This is a genomic window from Thioalkalivibrio sp. ALMg11 (assembly GCF_000377905.1).
GTDB lineage: Bacteria > Pseudomonadota > Gammaproteobacteria > Ectothiorhodospirales > Ectothiorhodospiraceae > Thioalkalivibrio.
On the sequence record NZ_KB898872.1, the window covers coordinates 44,557 to 64,846 of the forward strand.

At 65.4% G+C, this 20,290-nt stretch carries 18 protein-coding genes, 1 tRNA gene and 2 pseudogenes; 15 read left to right on the forward strand and 6 right to left on the reverse strand.

The annotated features are described in order from the left end of the window. Window positions 1-211: 211 nt before the first annotated feature. Complete coding sequence (locus D578_RS0102840; RefSeq protein WP_018948485.1) at window positions 212-904, reverse strand: hypothetical protein; 693 nt, start codon at window positions 902-904, stop codon at window positions 212-214. Window positions 905-1,167: 263 nt separating this feature from the next. Between D578_RS0102840 and D578_RS14745 the strand changes: the two are divergent. Beyond that, window positions 1,168-1,421: pseudogene (locus D578_RS14745) on the forward strand (LexA family protein); the annotation flags it as partial. Beyond that, window positions 1,403-1,837: pseudogene (locus tag D578_RS15225) on the forward strand (transposase); the annotation flags it as partial. The pseudogenes D578_RS14745 and D578_RS15225, both read left to right, overlap by 19 nt. A 118-nt stretch (window positions 1,838-1,955) precedes the next feature. On the opposite strand, the gene D578_RS0102855 reads toward D578_RS15225, so the two are convergent. After that, window positions 1,956-2,031 (reverse strand) — tRNA-Ala (locus D578_RS0102855). Window positions 2,032-2,281: 250 nt separating this feature from the next. Between D578_RS0102855 and D578_RS0102860 the strand changes: the two genes are divergently transcribed. The 13 genes from D578_RS0102860 to cysZ all read left to right on the forward strand — a co-directional run bounded on the left by D578_RS0102860 (window position 2,282) and on the right by cysZ (window position 16,037). Next, window positions 2,282-3,067 (forward strand): 3',5'-cyclic-nucleotide phosphodiesterase, encoded by a 786-nt coding sequence (locus D578_RS0102860; RefSeq protein WP_018948488.1) that lies wholly within the window; start codon window positions 2,282-2,284, stop codon window positions 3,065-3,067. 161 nt (window positions 3,068-3,228) lie between these two features. Then, window positions 3,229-3,918, forward strand: a complete 690-nt coding sequence (gene phoB, locus D578_RS0102865) for a phosphate regulon transcriptional regulator PhoB (protein WP_018145420.1) — start codon at window positions 3,229-3,231, stop codon at window positions 3,916-3,918. A gap of 15 nt (window positions 3,919-3,933) precedes the next feature. Further along, window positions 3,934-5,256, forward strand: coding sequence for a phosphate regulon sensor histidine kinase PhoR (gene phoR / locus D578_RS0102870; protein ID WP_018948489.1), 1,323 nt, complete (start codon window positions 3,934-3,936; stop codon window positions 5,254-5,256). 291 nt (window positions 5,257-5,547) lie between these two features. Further along, complete coding sequence (locus D578_RS0102875) at window positions 5,548-6,522, forward strand: PstS family phosphate ABC transporter substrate-binding protein (RefSeq protein ID WP_018948490.1); 975 nt, start codon at window positions 5,548-5,550, stop codon at window positions 6,520-6,522. A 210-nt stretch (window positions 6,523-6,732) separates the two neighbouring features. Further along, on the forward strand, window positions 6,733-9,003 hold the full coding sequence (locus D578_RS0102880; protein ID WP_018948491.1) for an ABC transporter permease subunit: 2,271 nt from the start codon (window positions 6,733-6,735) through the stop codon (window positions 9,001-9,003). Between the two features lie 27 nt (window positions 9,004-9,030). Continuing rightward, the gene (gene pstA / locus D578_RS0102885; protein ID WP_018948492.1) at window positions 9,031-10,698 is read left to right on the forward strand and encodes a phosphate ABC transporter permease PstA; all 1,668 of its coding nucleotides are present in this window, start codon (window positions 9,031-9,033) and stop codon (window positions 10,696-10,698) included. 308 nt (window positions 10,699-11,006) lie between these two features. After that, window positions 11,007-11,837 carry a phosphate ABC transporter ATP-binding protein PstB gene (pstB, locus tag D578_RS0102890; protein WP_018948493.1) on the forward strand — a complete coding sequence of 277 codons (831 nt, stop codon included), beginning with the start codon at window positions 11,007-11,009 and terminating at the stop codon, window positions 11,835-11,837. Window positions 11,838-11,848: 11 nt separating this feature from the next. Further along, the gene (gene phoU / locus D578_RS0102895) at window positions 11,849-12,571 is read left to right on the forward strand and encodes a phosphate signaling complex protein PhoU (RefSeq protein WP_018948494.1); all 723 of its coding nucleotides are present in this window, start codon (window positions 11,849-11,851) and stop codon (window positions 12,569-12,571) included. A gap of 69 nt (window positions 12,572-12,640) precedes the next feature. Next, on the forward strand, window positions 12,641-13,237 hold the full coding sequence (locus D578_RS0102900; protein ID WP_018948495.1) for a DsrE family protein: 597 nt from the start codon (window positions 12,641-12,643) through the stop codon (window positions 13,235-13,237). A 325-nt stretch (window positions 13,238-13,562) separates the two neighbouring features. Continuing rightward, entirely contained in the window at window positions 13,563-13,997 is a 435-nt protein-coding gene (locus D578_RS0102905) for a glutathione S-transferase N-terminal domain-containing protein (protein WP_018948496.1), read from the forward strand. A 29-nt stretch (window positions 13,998-14,026) separates the two neighbouring features. Further along, complete coding sequence (locus D578_RS0102910) at window positions 14,027-14,860, forward strand: amidohydrolase family protein (protein WP_018948497.1); 834 nt, start codon at window positions 14,027-14,029, stop codon at window positions 14,858-14,860. Window positions 14,861-15,090: 230 nt separating this feature from the next. Further along, window positions 15,091-15,300 carry a DUF3185 family protein gene (locus tag D578_RS0102915; RefSeq protein WP_018948498.1) on the forward strand — a complete coding sequence of 70 codons (210 nt, stop codon included), beginning with the start codon at window positions 15,091-15,093 and terminating at the stop codon, window positions 15,298-15,300. Window positions 15,301-15,329: 29 nt separating this feature from the next. Continuing rightward, on the forward strand, window positions 15,330-16,037 hold the full coding sequence (cysZ, locus tag D578_RS0102920; protein ID WP_155996760.1) for a sulfate transporter CysZ: 708 nt from the start codon (window positions 15,330-15,332) through the stop codon (window positions 16,035-16,037). 271 nt (window positions 16,038-16,308) lie between these two features. On the opposite strand, the gene D578_RS0102925 is transcribed toward cysZ, so the two are convergent. The 4 genes from D578_RS0102925 to D578_RS0102940 all read right to left on the reverse strand — a co-directional run bounded on the left by D578_RS0102925 (window position 16,309) and on the right by D578_RS0102940 (window position 20,180). After that, on the reverse strand, window positions 16,309-18,297 hold the full coding sequence (locus tag D578_RS0102925) for a DUF1631 family protein (protein WP_026289142.1): 1,989 nt from the start codon (window positions 18,295-18,297) through the stop codon (window positions 16,309-16,311). Window positions 18,298-18,496: 199 nt separating this feature from the next. Further along, the gene (locus D578_RS0102930) at window positions 18,497-18,823 is read right to left on the reverse strand and encodes a non-heme iron oxygenase ferredoxin subunit (protein WP_018948501.1); all 327 of its coding nucleotides are present in this window, start codon (window positions 18,821-18,823) and stop codon (window positions 18,497-18,499) included. A gap of 48 nt (window positions 18,824-18,871) precedes the next feature. Beyond that, window positions 18,872-19,246, reverse strand: a complete 375-nt coding sequence (locus tag D578_RS0102935; protein ID WP_018948502.1) for a hypothetical protein — start codon at window positions 19,244-19,246, stop codon at window positions 18,872-18,874. Window positions 19,247-19,730: 484 nt separating this feature from the next. Further along, the gene (locus tag D578_RS0102940; protein ID WP_018948503.1) at window positions 19,731-20,180 is read right to left on the reverse strand and encodes a YaiI/YqxD family protein; all 450 of its coding nucleotides are present in this window, start codon (window positions 20,178-20,180) and stop codon (window positions 19,731-19,733) included. Between the last annotated feature and the right edge of the window lie 110 nt (window positions 20,181-20,290).

The window sequence follows — 20,290 nt, forward strand, 5'->3', positions numbered from 1 at the left end:
TGTTCGACGATCAGGCGCGTTGGGCCTCGGCGGCCCGTTCTGACCCCCCCCCGGGTTTGCCGGAGTCCCGTTGGTTTGGATCACACTGTAAGAACGAACCCCTGAAGTGGCTGAAGGTACTGCGCTTCGATCGCCGCCGGCGGTCCGAACCCCCGCGTATTATCCCAGACGTGCACGATCGTCGCCCACGGCGGAATAAATCAGTGTTTCCCTAACGGACGAGATCTGCTGTGCGCCGTGTGGTCGAGCCGAACCACAAGGGTTTGTCGACGACGAACTTCATCGACCGTTTCACCAGACCTTGGCCGGGGAAGAAGCCAAGATCGAGCCAAAACCGGATCACCGCCTGAGCCTCAAGATCGATGCTCTGCTCGATCGGCACCAGGAAACCTTCGTAATCGCCCGCAGGAGTCGCATACCGCTCAAGAGTAACGGGCATGACTCGGTGCTGGTACTCACCCGTATGTTCAACCTCTTGCGTCTCTCTATTAACGACCGTAGCCCTGCCAGAGGCGCTCCATGTCCGATCGGGCACGATCCTGCTGGGTAGCAGCACCACGGGTGGCTCGTACAGCACGGTCTGGCCTTGCGTCAGCACGTCCAGACCGGTAAGCAGTACGCTGCCATCCCGGAGCTCGGAAAGATGGAGGATGTTGTAGTCGCCAAATCGAACTTCCCAGCGGCCTTCACCGTCTGCGGAACTCAGTTCCAGCACGACTTGCCGTCCCTCTCCGTCTCCGTCGACCACCTTGAACGTGCTTTTACCGGGAACCAGAGGGAAAAGATCCCCAGCCTCAACCTCTTGAACCGTCGACATCGGAGGCGCCGATGTCTCCGCGAGGGTGGCCCCGGCGGTGCAGAGGCCGACGCCGATCAGTATCGCTCGCGCGTAAGACTGGTACATCGCATCTCTCCTGGAGTCTGTGGGCAAGTTGCGGCGCAACACTCGTGGCAGTGAAGCGACGTCAACGGGAGAACCGGCGCCACTGGCGGGCGATTGTGGAGATCTCTCCTAAATTGTAGAGGACGTCCGCGTCATGGTCCTCGGCGATCCAGAGGTATTAGTCGGTTTCGCCGGTGAGTACATGCATGGACGGCGTCGTTGCCAAACGCATGGTTGCCTGAAGCGGTTTGATCTGCCCCTTCAGTCGGGTTATGCGCTTACACGGCTCGCTGCACAAGCACATCCGGGCCCTGGAGGCCGCGGATATGCGCAGGCCGTCCGCGGTCGCCATCGAGGGGGCCGGCTGGCGGACGGCTTGTTCGACTCACCCTCTCGCGAAGACGAAGGTGCGGCAACCGGGTCATGGGGTGCCCACACCCTGCCCCTGCTCGGACGGATCGCGGCCAACCAACCGATCGAGGCGCTGGCGCAGCCCGAACCCGTGGAGGTACCGCCGGCCCTGCGCGGGCGTGGCGAGTGATCAAGTCCAGCCGCTGGTTGCTGTCGCGCAACCGGATGTCGTTGAACGCCGGCCAGGCGGTGCGCCTGGACGAGCTGCTGCAGGCCAACCAGGCGTTACTGACGGTCTACCTCTTACGCGACGAACTCAAGAGACTGTGGTTCCAGCGCAGCCCCGAGCGGACCTACCAGGCGTGGCGGCAATGGGTGCAGCAACCGCACGAGAGCGGAATCCAGGCCCTGCAGCGCTTCGCACGCCTGCTGGAGCCCTAGCTGCCCGGCATCGTCTCGCGCTGCCGCCATCGGCTGAACACCAGCGTCGTCGAGGGCATCAATAACACCATCAAGGTCATCAAGCGCCGCGCCTATGGCTACCGCGGTCAGGAACACTTCTTCCTCAAAATCCGCGCCGCCTTCCCCGGTAACGCTCGATGAACCAAAAGAAAAGCCCCGCCAGTGAGGTACCGACGGGGCCTACCGTTCCTAAGAATGGTACACAGGATGGTATATACGGCGTCTTTTGCCCTATAACTTCCTGATTTTCTGGGGTTTTTGGTGGAGCGGAGGAGGATCGAACTCCCGACCTTCGCATTGCGAACGCGACGCTCTCCCAGCTGAGCTACCGCCCCAAACAGGACGCGCATTCTAGCAACTCCACCGGGTGGCGGGAAGCCCTGCCCGCACGAGTTTTTTTGCGACCCCGTCCTGCCACAGAATCGCCTTTTCGCGCCGCGCATCACGGAAGTCGGGCCTGGACCCGGTCTAGCATTGGGACATGTCCGTCACCCACCTCCAGCGTCTCAGCACAACCGGCCCCGCCCTCCAGCCCTCGGGTCTTGCCGCAGGACGGCCCGGTGCTGGCTCGATATACTGCCCGGTATGAGTCTGTCCGTCCGTATCCTGGGCGCCAGTGGCGGGATTGGCCCGGGCCGGCGCACCACATCCATCCTCATCGATGACGACATCCTCATCGATGCCGGCAGTGGCGTAGGCGATCTGACGCTCGAGGAGCTGCGGCGCATCCGGCACGTCTTCCTGACCCACTCGCACCTCGACCATATCGCCTTCCTCCCGATGCTGGCGGACATGGTCTACAGCCCGGATGCCGCGCCCATCCACGTACACGGCCTCCCGGCGACGCTCAAGGCCCTGTGCGATCACGTCTTCAACTGGGTGATCTGGCCGGACTTCACCCGTCTGCCACGGCCCGATCAGCCGCTGATCCGCCTGGGGTCCCTTCAGCCCGATCACACCATCACGGTGGATCACCGCGAGATCTGTGTCCTCCCGGCCTGTCACACCGTCCCGGCGGTCGGCTACAGCGTCACCAACAGTGACGGCGCGGCCTTCGCCTTCACCGGCGACACAACCTCCTCGCACCTGCTCTGGCCCGCGCTGAACGCCCTGCCCCACCTGGACCTGCTGATGATCGAGACCGGTCTGCCGGACGAAATGGAAAGCATGGCGGACCTGGCCAAGCACTACACCCCGCAACACCTGGGCGAGGATCTGGCACAGCTGCAGCATCGCCCGCGGATCGCCATCACTCATCTAAAGCCCGGCCACGAGCAAACCATCCGCCAGCAGCTCGCCCGCTCACCGCACCACGAAGGCATGATCTTCCTGCACGGCAACGAACGCTTCGAACTCGGCGCCCACCCTTAGCGGTCACTCATCGCTCGTCATCGCGAGGCCCGCAGGGCCGCGGCGATCGGTCGGGAGCCCCCGAACGCGCCACGGGCCGGTTGCCGCGGCACCACCTCCCATTCACACGCCTGTAACATCCCTGTTATCTAATGCCCATCAGGCAATCATGAGACGGGGCCATGGCCACTCGAATTCTGCTGGTTGAGGATGATGCGGCGATCCGCGAGATGCTGCAGGTGCCGTTCCAGAAGGCCGGCTACGAAGTCCGCGAGGCCGGAGATGTCCGCTCGGCGAAATCCCTCCTGCTGGAAGACCCGCCGGATCTGATCCTGCTGGACTGGATGCTGCCGGACATCAGCGGTATCGACTGGGCGCGCACGCTCAAGACCAGCCCGGTCACCAAGGACATCCCGCTGATCATGCTGACCGCCCGCGGCGAGGAAGAAGACCGCGTGCGCGGGCTGGATGTCGGCGCCGACGACTATGTAACCAAGCCGTTCTCCCCGCGCGAACTCGTGGCGCGCATGAAGGCCGTCCTGCGCCGCACCTCGCCAACCACCAGCGAGGAACCCATCGAGATCGAGGGGCTGCGCCTGGACCCGGTTTCCCACCGCATCACCGGAAACGGCGCGGCCATCAGCATGGGCCCCACCGAATACAACCTGCTGCACTTCTTCATGACCCATCAGGATCGGGTGTTCAGCCGCGAACAGCTGCTGGACAAGGTCTGGGGTACCAACGTCTATGTGGAGGAACGCACGGTGGATGTCCACATCCGCCGCCTGCGCAAGGCGCTGGCCGACACCGGCCATGACCACCTGGTGCAAACCGTGCGCGGTTCAGGGTACCGTTTCTCGCAACTTCCCTGACGTTCGGCGGTCCCCGTGCAGCCCCGCAAGACCTGGCCCGACATCCTCATTACCAGCCTGCTGATCGCGCTGCCGCTCCTCGCGCTTGGCTGGGCCACCGGCCAGTTCTGGCCCACCTTGGCGTTTCTGCTTGGGGCGGCGCTGGCCTGGAACATCGCCAACCTGCTGTGGCTGGAGACCTGGCTGCGCCGGGGTGGTCGTGCGGACCCACCGGACGTGCGCGGCCTGTGGGGCGTGATCTTTGACCACCTCTACCGCCGCCGCAGACGCCACGAGAACCGTGTGCATCGGTTGCGCCAGCTGCTGGAGCGCTACCGCGATTCGGCCAAGGCCATGCCCGACGCGGTCGTGGTCCTGAACGACGACCTGCGCATCGAGTGGCTGAACGACATGTCCTGCCAACTGCTCGGGCTCAACTGGCCGCGCGACGAGGGCCAGCGTATTACCCACCTGCTGCGCCACCCGGAATTCCTGACGTTCATGGAACGCGCCCGCGAGTCCCTCGCGCGGGTGACCGTCCCCTCCCCGCTGGATAGCGAACGCCAACTGGAGATGCGCATGCTCCCCTATGGCGACGCGCAGTACCTGCTGCTGGCCCGCGATACCACCCACCTGCACCGCCTGGAGGTGATGCGCCGCGACTTCATCGCCAATGTGTCGCACGAGCTTCGCACGCCGCTCACCGTACTCTACGGCGTCACCGAGAGCCTGGAAGACGAGCTGGAGGACCAGCCCCAGCTCGCGCGTTCGGTCCAGATGCTGCGCGAACAGTCGGAACGCATGAAGCTGCTGGTGGACGACCTGCTGCTCCTCTCGCGCCTGGAGACCGGCGAAACCACCGGCCCGCAGGACTGGTTCAACCCGTTCCCGCTGCTCCAGAAGCTGACGGACGAGGCACGCATTCTTTCGGGCACGGAAGCGCACGAGATCGTGCTGGACGCCGACCCCAAACTGGAGTTCCAGGGCAACGCGGACGAACTGCGCTCCGCCTGCGCCAACCTGCTGTTCAATGCCGTGAAATACACCCCCGGCGGGACCACCATCACCCTGCGCTGGCGCGCCGACGACGACGGCGCACGCCTGATCGTCGAGGACACCGGGCCAGGCATCGCCAGCCATCACCTCGGGCGCCTGACCGAGCGCTTCTATCGTGTGGATGCGGGGCGCACCCAGTCACGTGGCGGGACAGGCCTGGGCCTGGCCATCGTCAAGCACGTTCTCGCCCGCCACGAAGGCCACCTCGCGATCGAAAGCCAGGTCGGCCGCGGCAGCCGCTTCAGCTGCCTGTTCCCGTTGAGCCGCATCCGCCGCGCCGAAACCTCCCGCCAGTCCAACTAGCGTCATTGCGAGGGCCCGTGGCAATCGTCCGCCAAGTCCCCGAGTCCAGGGGCCTTTCGGACCGATTGCCGCGTCGCTTCGCTCCTCGCAATGACCTATACCAATACCCGTCATTGCGAGCGCAGCGAAGCAATCGCCCTCCGCAACCCCGGCCCCGTCCACGCCGAACCACATGTCACGCGCCTGTCACATGCGCGTCACGTAACTGCAAGCACCCCTCCCGATAATTCGTCATCAAGGACCGAGCCAATCGGCCTTGAAAACCTCAAGCAAGCCCAAGGGAGTACACCCATGTTGTTGAAGCGAAGCATCCTCGCGCTGGCCACGGCCACGGCCCTCGCCATCGCCCCGCTGACCGCCTCGGCCGAAGTCGATGCCGACATCCCGACCTACCAGACGGTCTCCGGCATCTCCGGCAACCTGTCGAGCATCGGTTCCGACACCCTGAACAACCTCATGACCCTGTGGGCGGAAGAATTCCAGGGCTTCTACCCGAACGTGAACGTCCAGATCCAGGGTGCCGGCACCTCCACCGCCCCGCCCGCCCTGACCGAAGGCACCGCCGACTTCGGCCCGATGTCGCGCATGCCGCGTGACAGCGAACACGCCGAATTCGAACAGCGTCACGGCTACGAGATGACCGCCGTGCCGGTCGCCATCGACACCATCGCCGTGTTCGTGAACCGCGACAACCCGATCGAGGGCATGAGCATCGACCAGGTCGACGCGGTCTTCTCCTCCACCCGTCGCTGCGGCGGTGCCGAGGACATTACCCGCTGGGGCCAGCTCGGTATGGAAGGCTCCTGGGCCAACCGCGACATCACCCTCTACAGCCGCAACGCCGTCTCCGGCACCTACGGCTACTTCCGCCAGCACGCCCTGTGTGACGGTGACTTCAAGAACTCCATCAACGAACAGCCGGGTTCCGCTTCCGTGGTCCAGGGTGTCTCCGAGTCGCTGAACGGCATCGGCTACTCCGGCATCGGCTACTCCACCTCCGGGGTGCGCGCGATCCCGCTGGGCAAGGAACAAGGCGAGTACTTCGAGGCCACCGGCGAAAACGCCGCCTCCGGCGATTACCCGCTGGCCCGCTTCCTGTACGTGATGGTCAACAAGCACCCGGAAGACGGCCTGACTCCGCGCGCGGCCGAATTCCTGAAGATGGTGCTGTCGAAGGAAGGCCAGGAAGTGGTCGTGCGTGACGGCTTCATCCCGCTGCCGGCCACGGTTGCCGAACGCGAGCGCAAGACCCTCGGTCTGGAATAAGCCGGGCGCAGTACCCGCATCCAGGGAATGGGTGCACGGGCCGGAACCCTCGGGTTCCGGCCTTTTTTGTGTGTTGCGCGCAGGCTTCTGTCCCTACCGGTCAACCAGCCGTCACATGGATGTCACGCGGCTGTCACATGCCACCCGTAGCATCTCGCCCGTCATCCAATGGTTTCGCAGACTCTTTGTGGCTGCTCTCAGGGGAACTTCATGTCCACCGACACCATCGCCCCGCGCCTCGCCGGTTTCCAGCGCTGGCGCCGAACCAAGGACCGCTCCGCGCGTTACATGATCGGGTTCTTCGGGCTCGCCGTGGTCGGCGCTCTTACCCTCATGTTTGTCTACCTGCTGAGCGAAACCCTGCCGATGTTCCAGGGCGCCCAGCTCGACCCCCTGACCGAATACGAAGCCCCCGGTGGGGCCGACACCCGCACCGTACACCTGGCGGTGAACCGCCACCGCGAAATGGCCGTACGCATCACCGACGATCGGCGTGCGGTGTTCTTCCGCCCCGGTAGCGGCGAAATCGTGCGCGAGCAGGAGCTGCCAATCCCCGACGACGTCCGGGTCACAAGCTTCTCCGCGGCCGAGCCACGCACGCGTCTGGTAGCGCTGGGGCTCGACAACGGGCAGGTGCTCGCCATCCAGTACGAATACAACGAGAGCTTCACCCCCGAAGGCCGCGAATACGACCCACAGGTGGTCTTCCCCGTGGGTGATGAAGACTCCGCCTTGCTGGATATCGACGGCGATGGGCACGCCATCAGCGTCGTGGGGATCCAGCGCGGTTCCAGCGGTATTCGCGTGGCGGCCGCGAACGACCGCGGCGATCTGCGCCTGGCCACTTTCGAGGAGACCACCTCGATGATGACCGGCGAGACCCAAGTCCGCCGCAGTGCCTACGACATGCCGGCGCTTCCGGAAGGCAGCACGCCCACCCGCATCCTGCTCGACATCACCGGGCGCATCATGCTGGTCGGCGACGACCAGGGGCGCCTGCACTCCTACGACATCCGCCGGCCTGCCAGCGCGAAGCTGGAAGACAGCAAGCGAGTGATCCGCAGCGATGACGCCAAGGTGACCTCGCTGGAATACCTGCTCGGCACGGTGTCCATCATCGTCGGTGGCTCGGACGGGTCCGTAACCCAGTACATGCTGGTGCGCGACGACGGCAACGTGAACCGCATCACCCGCGTGCGCGAGTTTCCCGCTCACGCGGCGGCGGTCACCAACACCCAGCCCGAATACATCCGCAAGGGCTTCCTGACTGCCGACGAAACCGGCGAGATCAAGATCCACTACCCCACCTCGCAGCGCACCCTGGTGGAGCGCCAGATCACCGATCAAGCGCTCCATCGGGTGTACGTGGACCCGCGCAACCGCCTGCTGATCGCCATCGACGAAGCCGAGAACTGGCACCTGCAGCGTCTGGAAAACCGTCATCCCGAGGTCTCCTTCCACGTCCTGTGGCAGAAGGTCTGGTACGAAGGCCGCTCCTCCGGTGATTACGTCTGGCAGTCCTCCTCGGCCACCGACGAATTCGAGCCCAAGTTCTCCCTGATACCGCTGACCATCGGCACCATCAAGGCCGCGTTCTACGCCATGCTGTTCGCCACGCCGCTGGCGATCATGGGGGCGATCTACAGCGCCTACTTCATGTCGCCCCGCATGCGCACGCTCACCAAGCCGTCCATCGAGCTGATGGAGGCCCTGCCGACGGTCATCCTCGGCTTTCTCGCCGGGCTGTGGTTGGCTCCGTTCATCGAGGCCAACCTGCCCGCCGTCGCAAGCATCCTGATCCTGCTGCCACTGTCCATGCTGCTGATGGCCTTTGTCTGGACCCGAGTGCTCCCCGAGCAGGTCCGCAACTTCATACCGGCGGGCTGGGAAGCCGCGATCCTGATCCCGGTGATCCTGCTGGTGGGCTGGTTCGCGGTCACGCTGAGCCCGCTGATCGAGATCTGGATGTTCGGCGGCGATGCGCGCCAGTGGCTGACCGACAACGGCATCACGTACGACCAGCGCAACGCCCTCGTGATCGGCATCGCCATGGGCTTCGCCGTCATCCCCACGATCTATTCGATCTCCGAGGATGCGGTGTTCAACGTGCCCAAGCACCTGACGCAGGGCTCCCTGGCGCTGGGTGCCACCCCCTGGCAAACGGTGATACGCGTGGTCCTGCTGACCGCCAGCCCGGGCATCTTCTCCGCGGTCATGATCGGCTTTGGCCGCGCGGTGGGCGAGACCATGATCGTGCTGATGGCGACCGGCAACTCGCCAGTGGTCAACTTCAACATCTTCGAGGGCATGCGCACGCTTTCCGCGAACATCGCGGTCGAGATGCCCGAGGCCGCGGTGGGCGGGAGCCACTTCCGCATCCTGTTCCTCGCCGCCCTGGTGCTGTTCGCGCTCACGTTCTTCGTGAACACGGTCGCCGAGATCGTGCGCCAGCGCCTGCGCAACAAATACGCATCCCTTTAAAACGCATTCCAGACAGGTCTCGATCCGATGAATAAATGGTTCAAATCCGGCACCCCCTGGATCTGGCTGAATGCGGGCGCGGTGGCCACCTCACTGGTGATGGTCTTCGGGCTGATCCTGATGATCGCGGTCAACGGCCTGTCGTTCTTCTGGCCGTCCAACGTCGCCCAGTTCGACTATCAGACGGCGCAGCAGAGCGAGCCCACCCGGGTGATGGGGGAGTTCCAGCGCTCCGAGACGATGACCGCCCAGGCCATGCGCGACGCCGGCTTCGACGTCCCCGAGGGCCAGGAAATCGTGGTGCGTCACTTGGTCAAGCGCGGTAACCGCGACCTCGACAGCCGCGACTTCCGCTGGTATCTGGAAGACTTCATGACCGACCGCGAACACCCTCGCGATGCGGTGGTGCTGGAACGCCTGCAATGGGGCAACTTCTACGGCTTCGTCCGCGAATTCCGCGTCGATGGCGAGGCCGTGGCCACCGGCGACGAGGCGCGCGCCCGCTTCGAGGCGATCATCCCCGAGACCCGCGCCCTGGTCCGCCAGATCGAACACATCGAACGCGTGGAGATCGGACGGATCAACTTCCGGATCGAACAGATCCGCATCGCCCTGCGCGGTATCGAGCGCGCCACCGACCTGTCGATCGAGGAACGTGCCGGGCGCGAAGAGGAGCTGTCGGCCGAACGGGGCGAACTCGAGGAGCAGTACGCGGAGCTCGAGACCCAGCGCAATGAACTGCGCAACGAACTGCGCCGTTACACCATCCTGATGGAGACCGCCGACGGCGCTGAATCCGCGATCGCACTGGCCGACGTGGTTAACGCCTGGTGGCCGAACGACATGAGCATCCCGCAGAAGCTGGGGCACTACGTGCACACCTTCTGGGAGTTCATGACCGGCTATCCGCGCGAGGCGAACACCGAGGGCGGCATCCTGCCGGCGATCTTCGGCACCGTGCTGATGGTCCTGATCATGTCGATCGTGGTCACCCCGTTCGGCGTCATGGCCGCGATCTACCTCCGTGAATACGCCAAACAGGGCCCGCTGGTGCGCATCATCCGCATCTCGGTGAACAACCTCGCGGGGGTCCCCTCCATCGTATTCGGGGTGTTCGGCCTGGGCTTCTTCGTTTACCTGGTCGGCGGCAACATCGACCAAATGTTCTTCCGCGACGCCCTACCCTCGCCCACCTTCGGCTCGCCAGCCATCATCTGGGCCTCGCTGACGCTGGCGCTGCTAACCCTTCCGGTGGTGATCGTCTCCACCGAGGAAGGCCTGACCCGCATCGGCGCCAGCATCCGCCACGGCTCGCTGGCCCTGGGCGCGACCAAGGCCGAGACCCTGTGGCGCCTGATCGTGCCGTTGTCCGCGCCGGCGATGATGACCGGGCTGATCCTGGCCGTCGCGCGCGCCGCCGGCGAAGTGGCCCCGCTGATGCTGGTCGGTGTGGTCAAGCTGGCGCCCAGCCTGCCACTGGACGGCAACTTCCCGTACCTGCATCTGGACCGCGCCTTCATGCACCTGGGCTTCCACATCTACGACGTCGGCTTCCAGAGCCCGAACGTCGAGGCCGGCCGCCCGCTGGTCTACGCGACGGCCCTGGTCCTGGTGGTGCTGATCATCGTGCTCAACCTGACCGCGATCTCGATCCGCAACCACCTGCGCGAAAAATATCGCGCCGACAGCGACTGAGGCCCGACCATGTTGCTCATTACCCGTCATTGCGAGGGCCCAAAGGGCCCGCGGCAATCGTTCGCCAAGCCCTCCAGTACATGGGCATCTCGGACCGATTGCTTCGTCGCTTCGCTCCTCGCAATGACGCAGATCGTTCCCCGTCATTGCGAGGCCCCGAAGGGGCCGTGGCAATCGCTTCCGGAACCCCACGAAGCGGCCAGGGCCCGCAGCGTCGACAGATCGCCGCGGCGCTTCACCCTCCGCGATGACGATCGGGCATATGAGCCCCGCGTCCCCCATCAGAATACCTTTTGGAGTATTACGAGATGAGCGATAACGCCACCCAGGCCGTCAACGTGGCCCAGAGCAACCAGGCCCCGCGCGGCCTGAGCCTCGACCGTGAGGACATCTGTCTGACCACGGAGGACCTCAAGCTCTACTACGGCGAGGACCAGGCGCTCAAGGGCATCGACATCCGCATCCCGAAGAACCGCATCACCGCGTTCATCGGGCCCTCCGGTTGCGGCAAGTCCACGTTCCTGCGCTGTTTCAACCGCATGAACGACCTGATCGATTCGGTGCGCATCGAGGGCACCATCCGCCTGGACGGCGCCGACATCAACGCCAAGTCGGTGGATATCCCCGAGTTGCGCCGCCGTGTGGGCATGGTGTTCCAGAAGCCCAACCCGTTCCCCAAGTCGATCTACGAGAACGTGGCCTATGGATTGCGCCTGCAGGGGGTCAAGAACCGCCGCAAGCTGGACGAGGTGGTCGAGAAGTCCCTCAAGCGCGCCGCGCTGTGGGACGAAGTGAAAGACCGCCTGCACGAGAATGCCTTTGGTCTGTCCGGCGGCCAGCAGCAGCGCCTGGTCATCGCCCGCGCCATCGCGATCGACCCCGAGGTCCTGCTGCTGGACGAGCCCTGCTCCGCGCTGGACCCGCTCGCCACGCTGAAGATCGAGGAGCTGATGATCGAGCTGAAGAAGGATTACACGCTGGTCATCGTCACCCACAACATGCAGCAGGCCGCGCGCGTCTCCGACTACACCGCCTTCATGTACATGGGCGAGCTGATCGAATACGCGGATACCGACACCCTGTTCACCTCGCCTGCCAAGAAGCAGACCGAGGACTACATCACCGGCCGCTTCGGCTGAGGAAGGACGACATGGACAAGAGCTTTTTCAAGCAGCACATCTCGCAGCAGTTCAACGCCGAACTGGAAGACATCATCAAGCAGGTGATGGCCATGGGCGGCCTGGTCGAGCAACAACTCGCCGATGCCATCCACGCGATGGTCGAGGGCGACGTCGAACTGGCCGAAAAGGTCATGACCTCCGACTACGAGGTCAACGCCAAGGAGGTCGAGATCGACGAGGAGTGCACCCACATCCTCGCCCGGCGCCAGCCGACCGCCTCCGACCTGCGTCTGGTGATCGCGGTCATCAAGACCATCACCGACCTCGAACGCATGGGCGACGAGGCCGAGCGGGTCGGCCGCATGGGGCTGCACCTGCTGGACGAGGACCGCAACAGCGCCCCGATGTCGGATATCGCGAGCATGGGCGAACACGTCCGCGAGATGACCCGCGGGGCCCTGGATGCCTTCGCCCGCATGGACGTGGAACAGGCCGTACGCGTCGCCCAGCTGGATATCCAGATCGACAGCCTGTACGAGACCATCACCCACAAGCTGATGAAGCAGATGACCGCCGCGCCGGACTCCGTACCGCGCCTGATGGACATCGTCTGGGCCACCCGCTCCCTGGAACGCATTGGCGACCGCGCGCGCAATATCTGCGAATACGTCGTCTACTTCGTCAAGGGCAAGGACGTGCGCCACACCAGCTACGAGCAAATGGCCGAGCAGGCCACCGGCGACCGCCACTGACCCCGGCGGCCCTACCCTGCCCGTACGCGGGCGTTTGCTTCGTTCGGCTAGCTCGGCTTGAATGGGGCCATGTGGATTACCAGCACGCCGCCTCTGCCATTCCCGCTCCCCGCCTGGCTGGTCGTGGGCGGCCTCATTGCAATGCTGGCCATGCCCGGCCTGCATGCGGGCCCCTCTGACCAGGCACCCTCGGGCGAACCATCCGCGGCCGTCCTCGAACTCCTGGAACGCGACAAGCTCCCGGAAGGCGTGGTCTTCGAGATTATCGAGAACGACCGCGCGGCGCTGTCCGCGCTCCTTCCCGAGATCCGCGCCAATATCGCCCGCCTGCGCGAGCGCGACCCGGACTACCCAGTGGCCGTCGTCGCCCACGGCGCGGAACAGTTCACCCTCACGCGCCGCGAAGCGGCGCAGCACCCTGGCCTGCACGACGAGGTGGAGGCGCTGATCCGCGACGAAGGCGTAAACGTTGCAGTCTGCGGCACCTTTGCCGGCTGGCGCGGCCTGGACGCGGACGCCTTTGCCGACTTCGTCGAGGTCGCCGATCGGGCCCCGGACCGCCTCGATGAGTATCGCGAACTGGGCTTCGAAGTGATTCGCCTGCGCCCGTCGCTACTCGACGCGCCCCCGGAAGACCCCTGGGAGTTCGACTTCGGCACCCCCTGAGCGTTTTGATTCAGGGAGATATTCACCGCGAAGCGCACGAAGACACGAAGAAGGACAAGGGCGGTTTCACCACAGAGGACCCGGAGCAGGTCAGGGATGTTAAAGAAGGCTATCGGGCTACCGCTTCAGGTCGCTCAAACCACCATCCCGTCAACGGTTTTGCCGTTCTCCGTGTCCTCTGTGAACTGTGTGGTTACAGGGTCTGGACCTTCTTCGGACCTTCGTGCGCTTCGTGTAAAACCGCTCTTGGGTTTGAGGGTGAAACTAACGCTCCCGTCGCTCGGGATGCTGTAACGGTGTCGCGTTCCTGTGGCATCCTCTCGCCATGAGATTCCTGATTCGCACCTTCTTCCGTGGCGTACGCCTGATTCTGACCCCGTTCATGCTGATCGGGGAGCGCGTGTCGCGCCCGCGCGGCGTCGAACGCGACCCGGCCGACCAGGCCCAAATTGACGAGCAAACGCGCCACCTCGCGCTTTATCACTTCCCCGCCTGTCCGTTCTGCATCAAGGCCCGCCGCGCGATGCAACGCCTCTCGCTGGATATCGAACTGCGCAACGCTCAGGCCACCGGGCCCTGGCGCGAGGAACTGCAGAACGAGGGCGGCCGCCTGCAGGTGCCCTGCCTGCGGATCGAGGAAGACGACGGTTCGGTGCGCTGGCTCTACGAATCCGATGCCATCATCCGCTACCTGCGCGAGCGCTTCGACCCGGCACAGACCGAGGCGCCGCAGGCGGCCGACAGCCAGACGCGTTCCTGATACCCACCCGGCTTCCGGAGGGCCTGACCATGCGCCATCGCTTTCGCCGTTCCCTGATCGGGATCACGCTACTGCTGGCACTGCCCTTCACGGTCGCCAGCGCCCAGCCGCCGATCTTCGATGCCCACCTGCACTACCGCCCGGCGGTAGCAGAGACCTTCGGCATCAGCGACGTGGCCCGCACCCTGGCCTCCAATGACGTGCGCAGCGCCATCGTGATGTCGACCGAAGGCGGCTTGATCCGACGCCTGAAGGCGGGCTCCGATTCCCGCATCGTGCCGTTCCTGGAGGTCTCCCAGCGTCTGGGCAAGAAGATGGACTGGATGCATGTCGAGGACCTGGGCGAGCGCATTGCCGACATGCTGGATGAATCCGACGTGGCCTGGCGCGGACTGGGCGAGTTCCACATCCTCGCGGGCGACCGCTTCGCCCCCGGGTTCGAACAGCTTTTGGATCTGGCCACCGCCCGCGACCTGACCATCATGATCCACGGCGACCCGGCGGTGATCGACCACGCCTATGCCACCCACCCCGAGGTCCGCATCCTCTGGGCCCACGCCGGCAGCTATGCCTACCCGCCCCTGGTGCAGGACTATCTCGAGCGCCACCCGCGCATGAACATGGACCTGTCCATGCGCAACCCGCGCATCAATCCCGGCGGGCAGATCGACGACGACTGGTTCGAGCTGTTTCTCACTCACCCCGACCGCTTCATGATCGGCGTGGACACCTTCACCACCACGCGCTGGGAGCAATACACCCACCTGAAAGACGAGACCCGCGCCTGGCTCGACCAGCTCCCCGACAACGTCGCCCGCGCCATCGCCTTCGAAAACGGCGAACGCCTCTTCCCCGCGCGTTAAGGCGACACCACGAAGCGCACAAAGACGCGAAGAAGAGGCAGGTCGAGGGCGATTAACAGGAATACTGGAAGATCGGAAGGATTGACGGGGTTAACCGATCGGGATTGGTCTCAGGCCTCCGTTCAGGCCCGCGCCCACAACTCTCATCCCAGGATGTGCACTGCTATGACGCCGGGGGCGCGGATCGGTGCTACATTCAGGGGAAGCACCCAACAACAAGGGGATACGACATGCACTGGACGCGACTTCTCGGGATTGCCCTGCTGGTGGGCGGCGTCATCCTGCTGGTAATGGGCTACACCGCCACCGATAGCCTGGGCGAGGAATTGCATCAGGAGTTCATGGGGCGCTATACGGACGACACGCGCATGTATCTGATCGTTGGCGGTGTAATGGCCGCGGTCGGCCTCGTGCTCACGATCTTCGGGGTACGCCGCTGAGGGCACGCGTGACGCCCGCGCATGCGGTGCTGACACCGCTGTTCGCGTTCCTGGCACCGTTTCGCGGGCTCGCGCGCGTATTCGAGCCGGGCCTGCGCGGCCTGGTGATCGGCCCGCTGATCATCAACATCGTGGTCGTGATCGGCCTCGCGACGGCCGCCGGGCTCGGCTTCGAGGCCCTGCTGGCCGCCTGGCTGCCCAGCGGCTGGGACTGGCTCGCCTGGCTGCTCTGGCCCCTGTTCGCACTGGCACTGCTGGTGGCCTTCGCGGTCTCCGCCGTTGTACTGGCGGCGATCATCGCCAGCCCATTCTCCGGGCCGCTGGCCTACCGCACCGCGCGCGGACTGGGCCACGAACCGCGCCAGCCGGCACGCTCGTTCCTTGGCGAGATGGGCCACGCAACCGTGACCGCGCTGCGCAAGACCGGCTACTACGCCCTGCTGTTCATCCCCGTGCTGCTGATCACGGTGATCCCCGGACTGAACCTGCTGGCCCCCATCGCCTGGTTCACTTTCGGGAGCTGGGTGCTGGCCGTGGAATTCCTGGAGGCGCCGCTGGCCAACGACGGCCTGGCATTCGCCGAGGTGCGCAAGACGGTGCGCGCCCATCGACTGGAGACCCTGAGCTTCGGGGCCGGGACCACGCTGCTGGCGATGGTGCCGTTGCTGAACCTGCTACTGGTGCCGGCTGCGGTCATCGGCGCAACCCACCTGCGCGTGCGCCTGCCCCGGGCCTAACGTCGGGACACTCCAGATGGACGCGAAAGTCTCCGCATGGTGCGTTTCGCAGGGCTCAACACGCCCTACCTCCACCATAATCCGGGGTAGCTCAAGCCCGATACCAGACGCGTCGTCGTGAAAAGCCCGTACGGCACTCGGTACCAAAGCTCTCACCCCGATTCCCTCGCCTTCTCCGGGCCCTCTCTGGTGCCCCACCCTTGATCCCTCTTCGTGCCTTCGTGCGCTTCGTGGTGCCAGATGCCTGTGACCTTTGGCGCAAAGGCGCAGGTCAGGCGAGCAGGGCATCCAGCGGGTTGTCGTCGGGGAGCGGGCGCATGCGGCCCTCGCGCAGTTCCTGGGCCACACCCTGCAGGGAGTGGCGCCGGCTGGCGCCCAGATCCAGCGACAGGAACAGGTAGCCGCGGGTCGCCTCACCGCGCCAGACCAGGCCCATGCGGTGCAACTGCCCGGTCGCCTTGTCGACCATCTCGAACCACTCGCCGGTGCGGATCCTGCTGGCATCGAAGACCCAGGGATCGTCGAGATCGGTCAACAGGTCGGGGTCGTCATCCTCGAGGCGCACGGCACGCCGCGCCTGAATCCGCGCCTGGGGATCGAAGCGCGGCTCGTCGGCGGAGGCCCGGATGCGCTGCAGATGAGCCTGGCCCAGGTGCTGCACAACCGCCTTGACGCGTGCCTCGTCAGCGCCAAACTCGCGCGCGGTCGCCACGATCCGCTGCACCAGCGGGTTCGCTTCCTGCGGCGTGGCCCGGTTGCAGATGGCCCGCACGACCTCCTGCACCTCGGCGTCCAGCACCTGCACGGCCGCCTCGTCCACCGCCAGCAGGTCTTCCCAGGCCTCGGCGATCTGCTCGGCGGAGCGCTCCGGAAGCTCGGCCCCGGTCTCCAGCACGCAGACCGTCAGGGTGCGCCGGGCGCGGGCCGCCCGTTCCTTCTGACACATCGGCGCCGCGAGCGCGGCGGCCTGTGCCTGCCAGTATTCGTGCTCCGCGGCCACGGCCGCGGCCCAGTCCTCCCTCAGCGTCTGCGCCCCCGCGCGATCCAGATCATCGATCGCGTTCCCCAGGCGTTCGACACTCCGGCGCATCGCGTCGAGGTAGCGGCTGACCACCTCCGAGTCTTCCGCGCTGACCTCGGGGCTGATTCGCACGCCCGTATTGATCAGGCTGCCGACCCATTCGCGCAACGGGTGCCCCGGGTCGCGGAAGAACTCGAGATCGCGGCTGACCGCGCGCGTCAGTAGCGGTTGCAGATCCAGCATCAACGCGCGGAACGCCGCATGGCAATCGAGGTGTCGCGACACCTCGCCGAACACGCCCGCCAGGACGCCCTCGATGACGCTCTCGATCGGCGGTTCCGCCATCGCTTCGGCCGCCACGGCGGCGCCGGTCGCCGGGCCGCCGCCCCCGCCCACCACAGCTCCATGGCCAGACGGCAGCCAGCCGGCCCCCGCGGCCCACTGCAGCCAGTCGGCCGCGCCGGCATCCGGGGGAGGCATCGCAGCACGTGCAACCGCAACGCCCCCCGCTCCGCCGACCGCAGGTGCAGCGCCCTCCGCCGCGGCCGGTTCCGAAGCGGTGGCGGCGCCCCCTTCCCGGGTGGCCTGTGCCCAGCTCGCGCGCGGCGACGTCCCGGTCAGGTCACCCTCCCGGGACTCGGACACCGGCTCTCTAACCAGTCCGCATGCCTCGACCGTTTCGACCACGAAGGCCAGGGTCGGCGCGGCCGTCTGGCCCAGGCAGCGCACGTAGGCTCGCATCAGGTCCAGCGTCATGTCCGTCCGGCCGAACTGTTCCTCGGCCGTTTCGATCAAGCGCTCGTACCAGTTCAGCGGCGACCAGGGCGCCCAGCCGGGGTGCTCAAAGCGATGGGCCTCACGCGCGGCCTGGAGGAACACGAACCAGGAGTAGCGATTATGCTCGCGGACCAGCCCTTCGAGCTTGTGGCGCAGGGAGCGTCGGGTGGACTGGTAATCGTCCAGGATCTGCAGGCCGGAATTGTCGTCGGCGTAGCTGGAACCGGAGAATTCGTACTCGGGCGGGTAGGTTGTGGCGACAAAGTCGCGCTCCAGGGCTTCCTCGAACTGGCGACGCAGCACGTACTGATAGCCCTGGAGCTGATTCGCCCACTCGGTACCGTCGGCTTCCTTGCCGCCAGCAGACCATTCCCGGGCTATGGATTCCAGGCAGCGATCCAGGTGGTCGGTCACCCGCGGGACGATACCGTGCGCCAGTTGCTGACGCTGGGCATCCGACAATCCGGTCAGACCCGACCAGACCGCGGCCGGGGCCTCGCCCCGACCTTCCCAGTCCGTATGTTCCCTGCCTGCCATCGCTGAGGTGTCCCCGTATTTCCGCGTGGTTGCTCACGTGAGTTCAACGTGAGTCGGGCCATAGTGTACAGGCGCGACAAAAACGGGGCATCCGTCACAGTTTCCGCGGCAGACAGGGAGACATTCAGTCGTCGAGCGGTTGCGTTCCCACCTGAACCATTTCGCCCTCGATCCGCGCCGGGAACCGGGTCAGGGGTTCCTCGGCCGGCGGCGCCATCACCGCGCCGGTGCGCAGGCAGAACTGCGCCTCGTGCATCGGACAGGTGATGCAGTCGTCGGCACCGATCTCGCCATCCGCGATGGGCACGTCCTCGTGAGTACAGAGGTTCTCCACCGCGAAGTATTCGCCGCCCAGGTTAAAGATCGCCACCTCGGTATCCGCGGTCTCCACCAGGCGATGATCGCCATCCTCGATGGTCCCCACCGGGGCTACGTCAATCCATTCCGTCATCACGACTCCTTGCTTCTGAAACTTCCGGGTGTCGGTCTGCCGCACTCCTTATGGAGACGCCTGCAGGGCCGCAGTCGCCGCCGCATCGATCTCGATCTGCCTGCCCTCTTCCGGGTGGTAGGTGAAGCGCCCCACCACACGCAGGTTTTCGCCCAGGTGATCGCGCACGGCCGAGCCGGGCGTGACCGACACGCGGTTGATGTCGTCGTCCTCCAGCCAGTAGTGCTCCGGATCATCAAAGCGATTCACGACACCCTCGGTCTCCACCATTTCGCCATCGAACGCCGGCGCCGACGCGGCCAGCTGTTCCAGCGTCACCGGCGATACGCGCTCGCCCCCGCAGGCGACCAGCAGGGCGGTCATGGCCAACCCCAGCCACACGGCATTGATCCCTTTCTGCACGATCTTCTCTCCCAGTTGCACTCGCGGCGACTGCCGCCGCTTATCCGACTCCAGCCTACCGAAGCTGCGCCATGTCATGCCCATTCACCCCTGAATGACGGGCCTAAGGAAACCCGGATCCATTCGCGCGAAGTCGGCCCCGTCGAACTTCACGAGCGCTTTCGTTCGGAGGTACACGCTCAAGCTGATGGCATGGCCGCCGTTACCCTTGCCAGGTGAACCCCACCCACGCCCCCGAACAAGGACAGACCCGCCAGTGAACTCTGCACGCCACCATCGCCAGGCCCCGCAGACCTGGAACGACGCCCCGTCCTCGTCGAAGGAATACCGACAGGGGACTGCCAGCCCTGGGCCGGACCATTCAATCGCAGGTGCGCAGGAATCCCGGAGTACCGCGCCGGATGTTGACTGGGTACAGCTCGCCAACGAAACGCTGAAACTGATCCGCCAGCTACGCATATAGATGTGATCTCTCCGTAGGTTGTCTCCGGTCAGACCGAGGATGCTATTTCACGTTCTGCGCGAGCCAGCGATCCAGGGCATTGCCGAAGGCCTGGCGGTCGCGCGGACCCAGCGCCGCCGGGCCGCCGGTCTCGACCCCACTGGAGCGCAGCGTGTCCATGAAGTCGCGCATGCTGAGACGCTCGCGGATGTTGTCGGGAGTGTAGAGCTCGCCGCGCGGGTTCAGCGCCTGCCCGCCGTTCTCGATCACATCAGCGGCCAGCGGGATGTCGGCGGTGATGACCAGGTCCCCGGCCGCGAGGCGCCGGACAATCTCGTTGTCGGCCACGTCGAACCCGGCGCCGACCTGGATCGAGTCGATCAGCTTCGACGACGGCGTGCGCATCGGCTGATTGGCGACCAGCGTGACCGGAACCCCCGTCCGTTTCGCCGCACGAAACAGAATCTCCTTGATGACCGCGGGACAGGCGTCCGCATCGACCCAGATCTTCATGTGTCTCCTTCCCGAAAGCTCGCTGATAAACGGGATGCAGGGTAGTCGTTTGCGGCGCCCGGCACATTTCCCCGCCATCCGGAGTGGCGCCAGGGCGGTACACGTGCTAT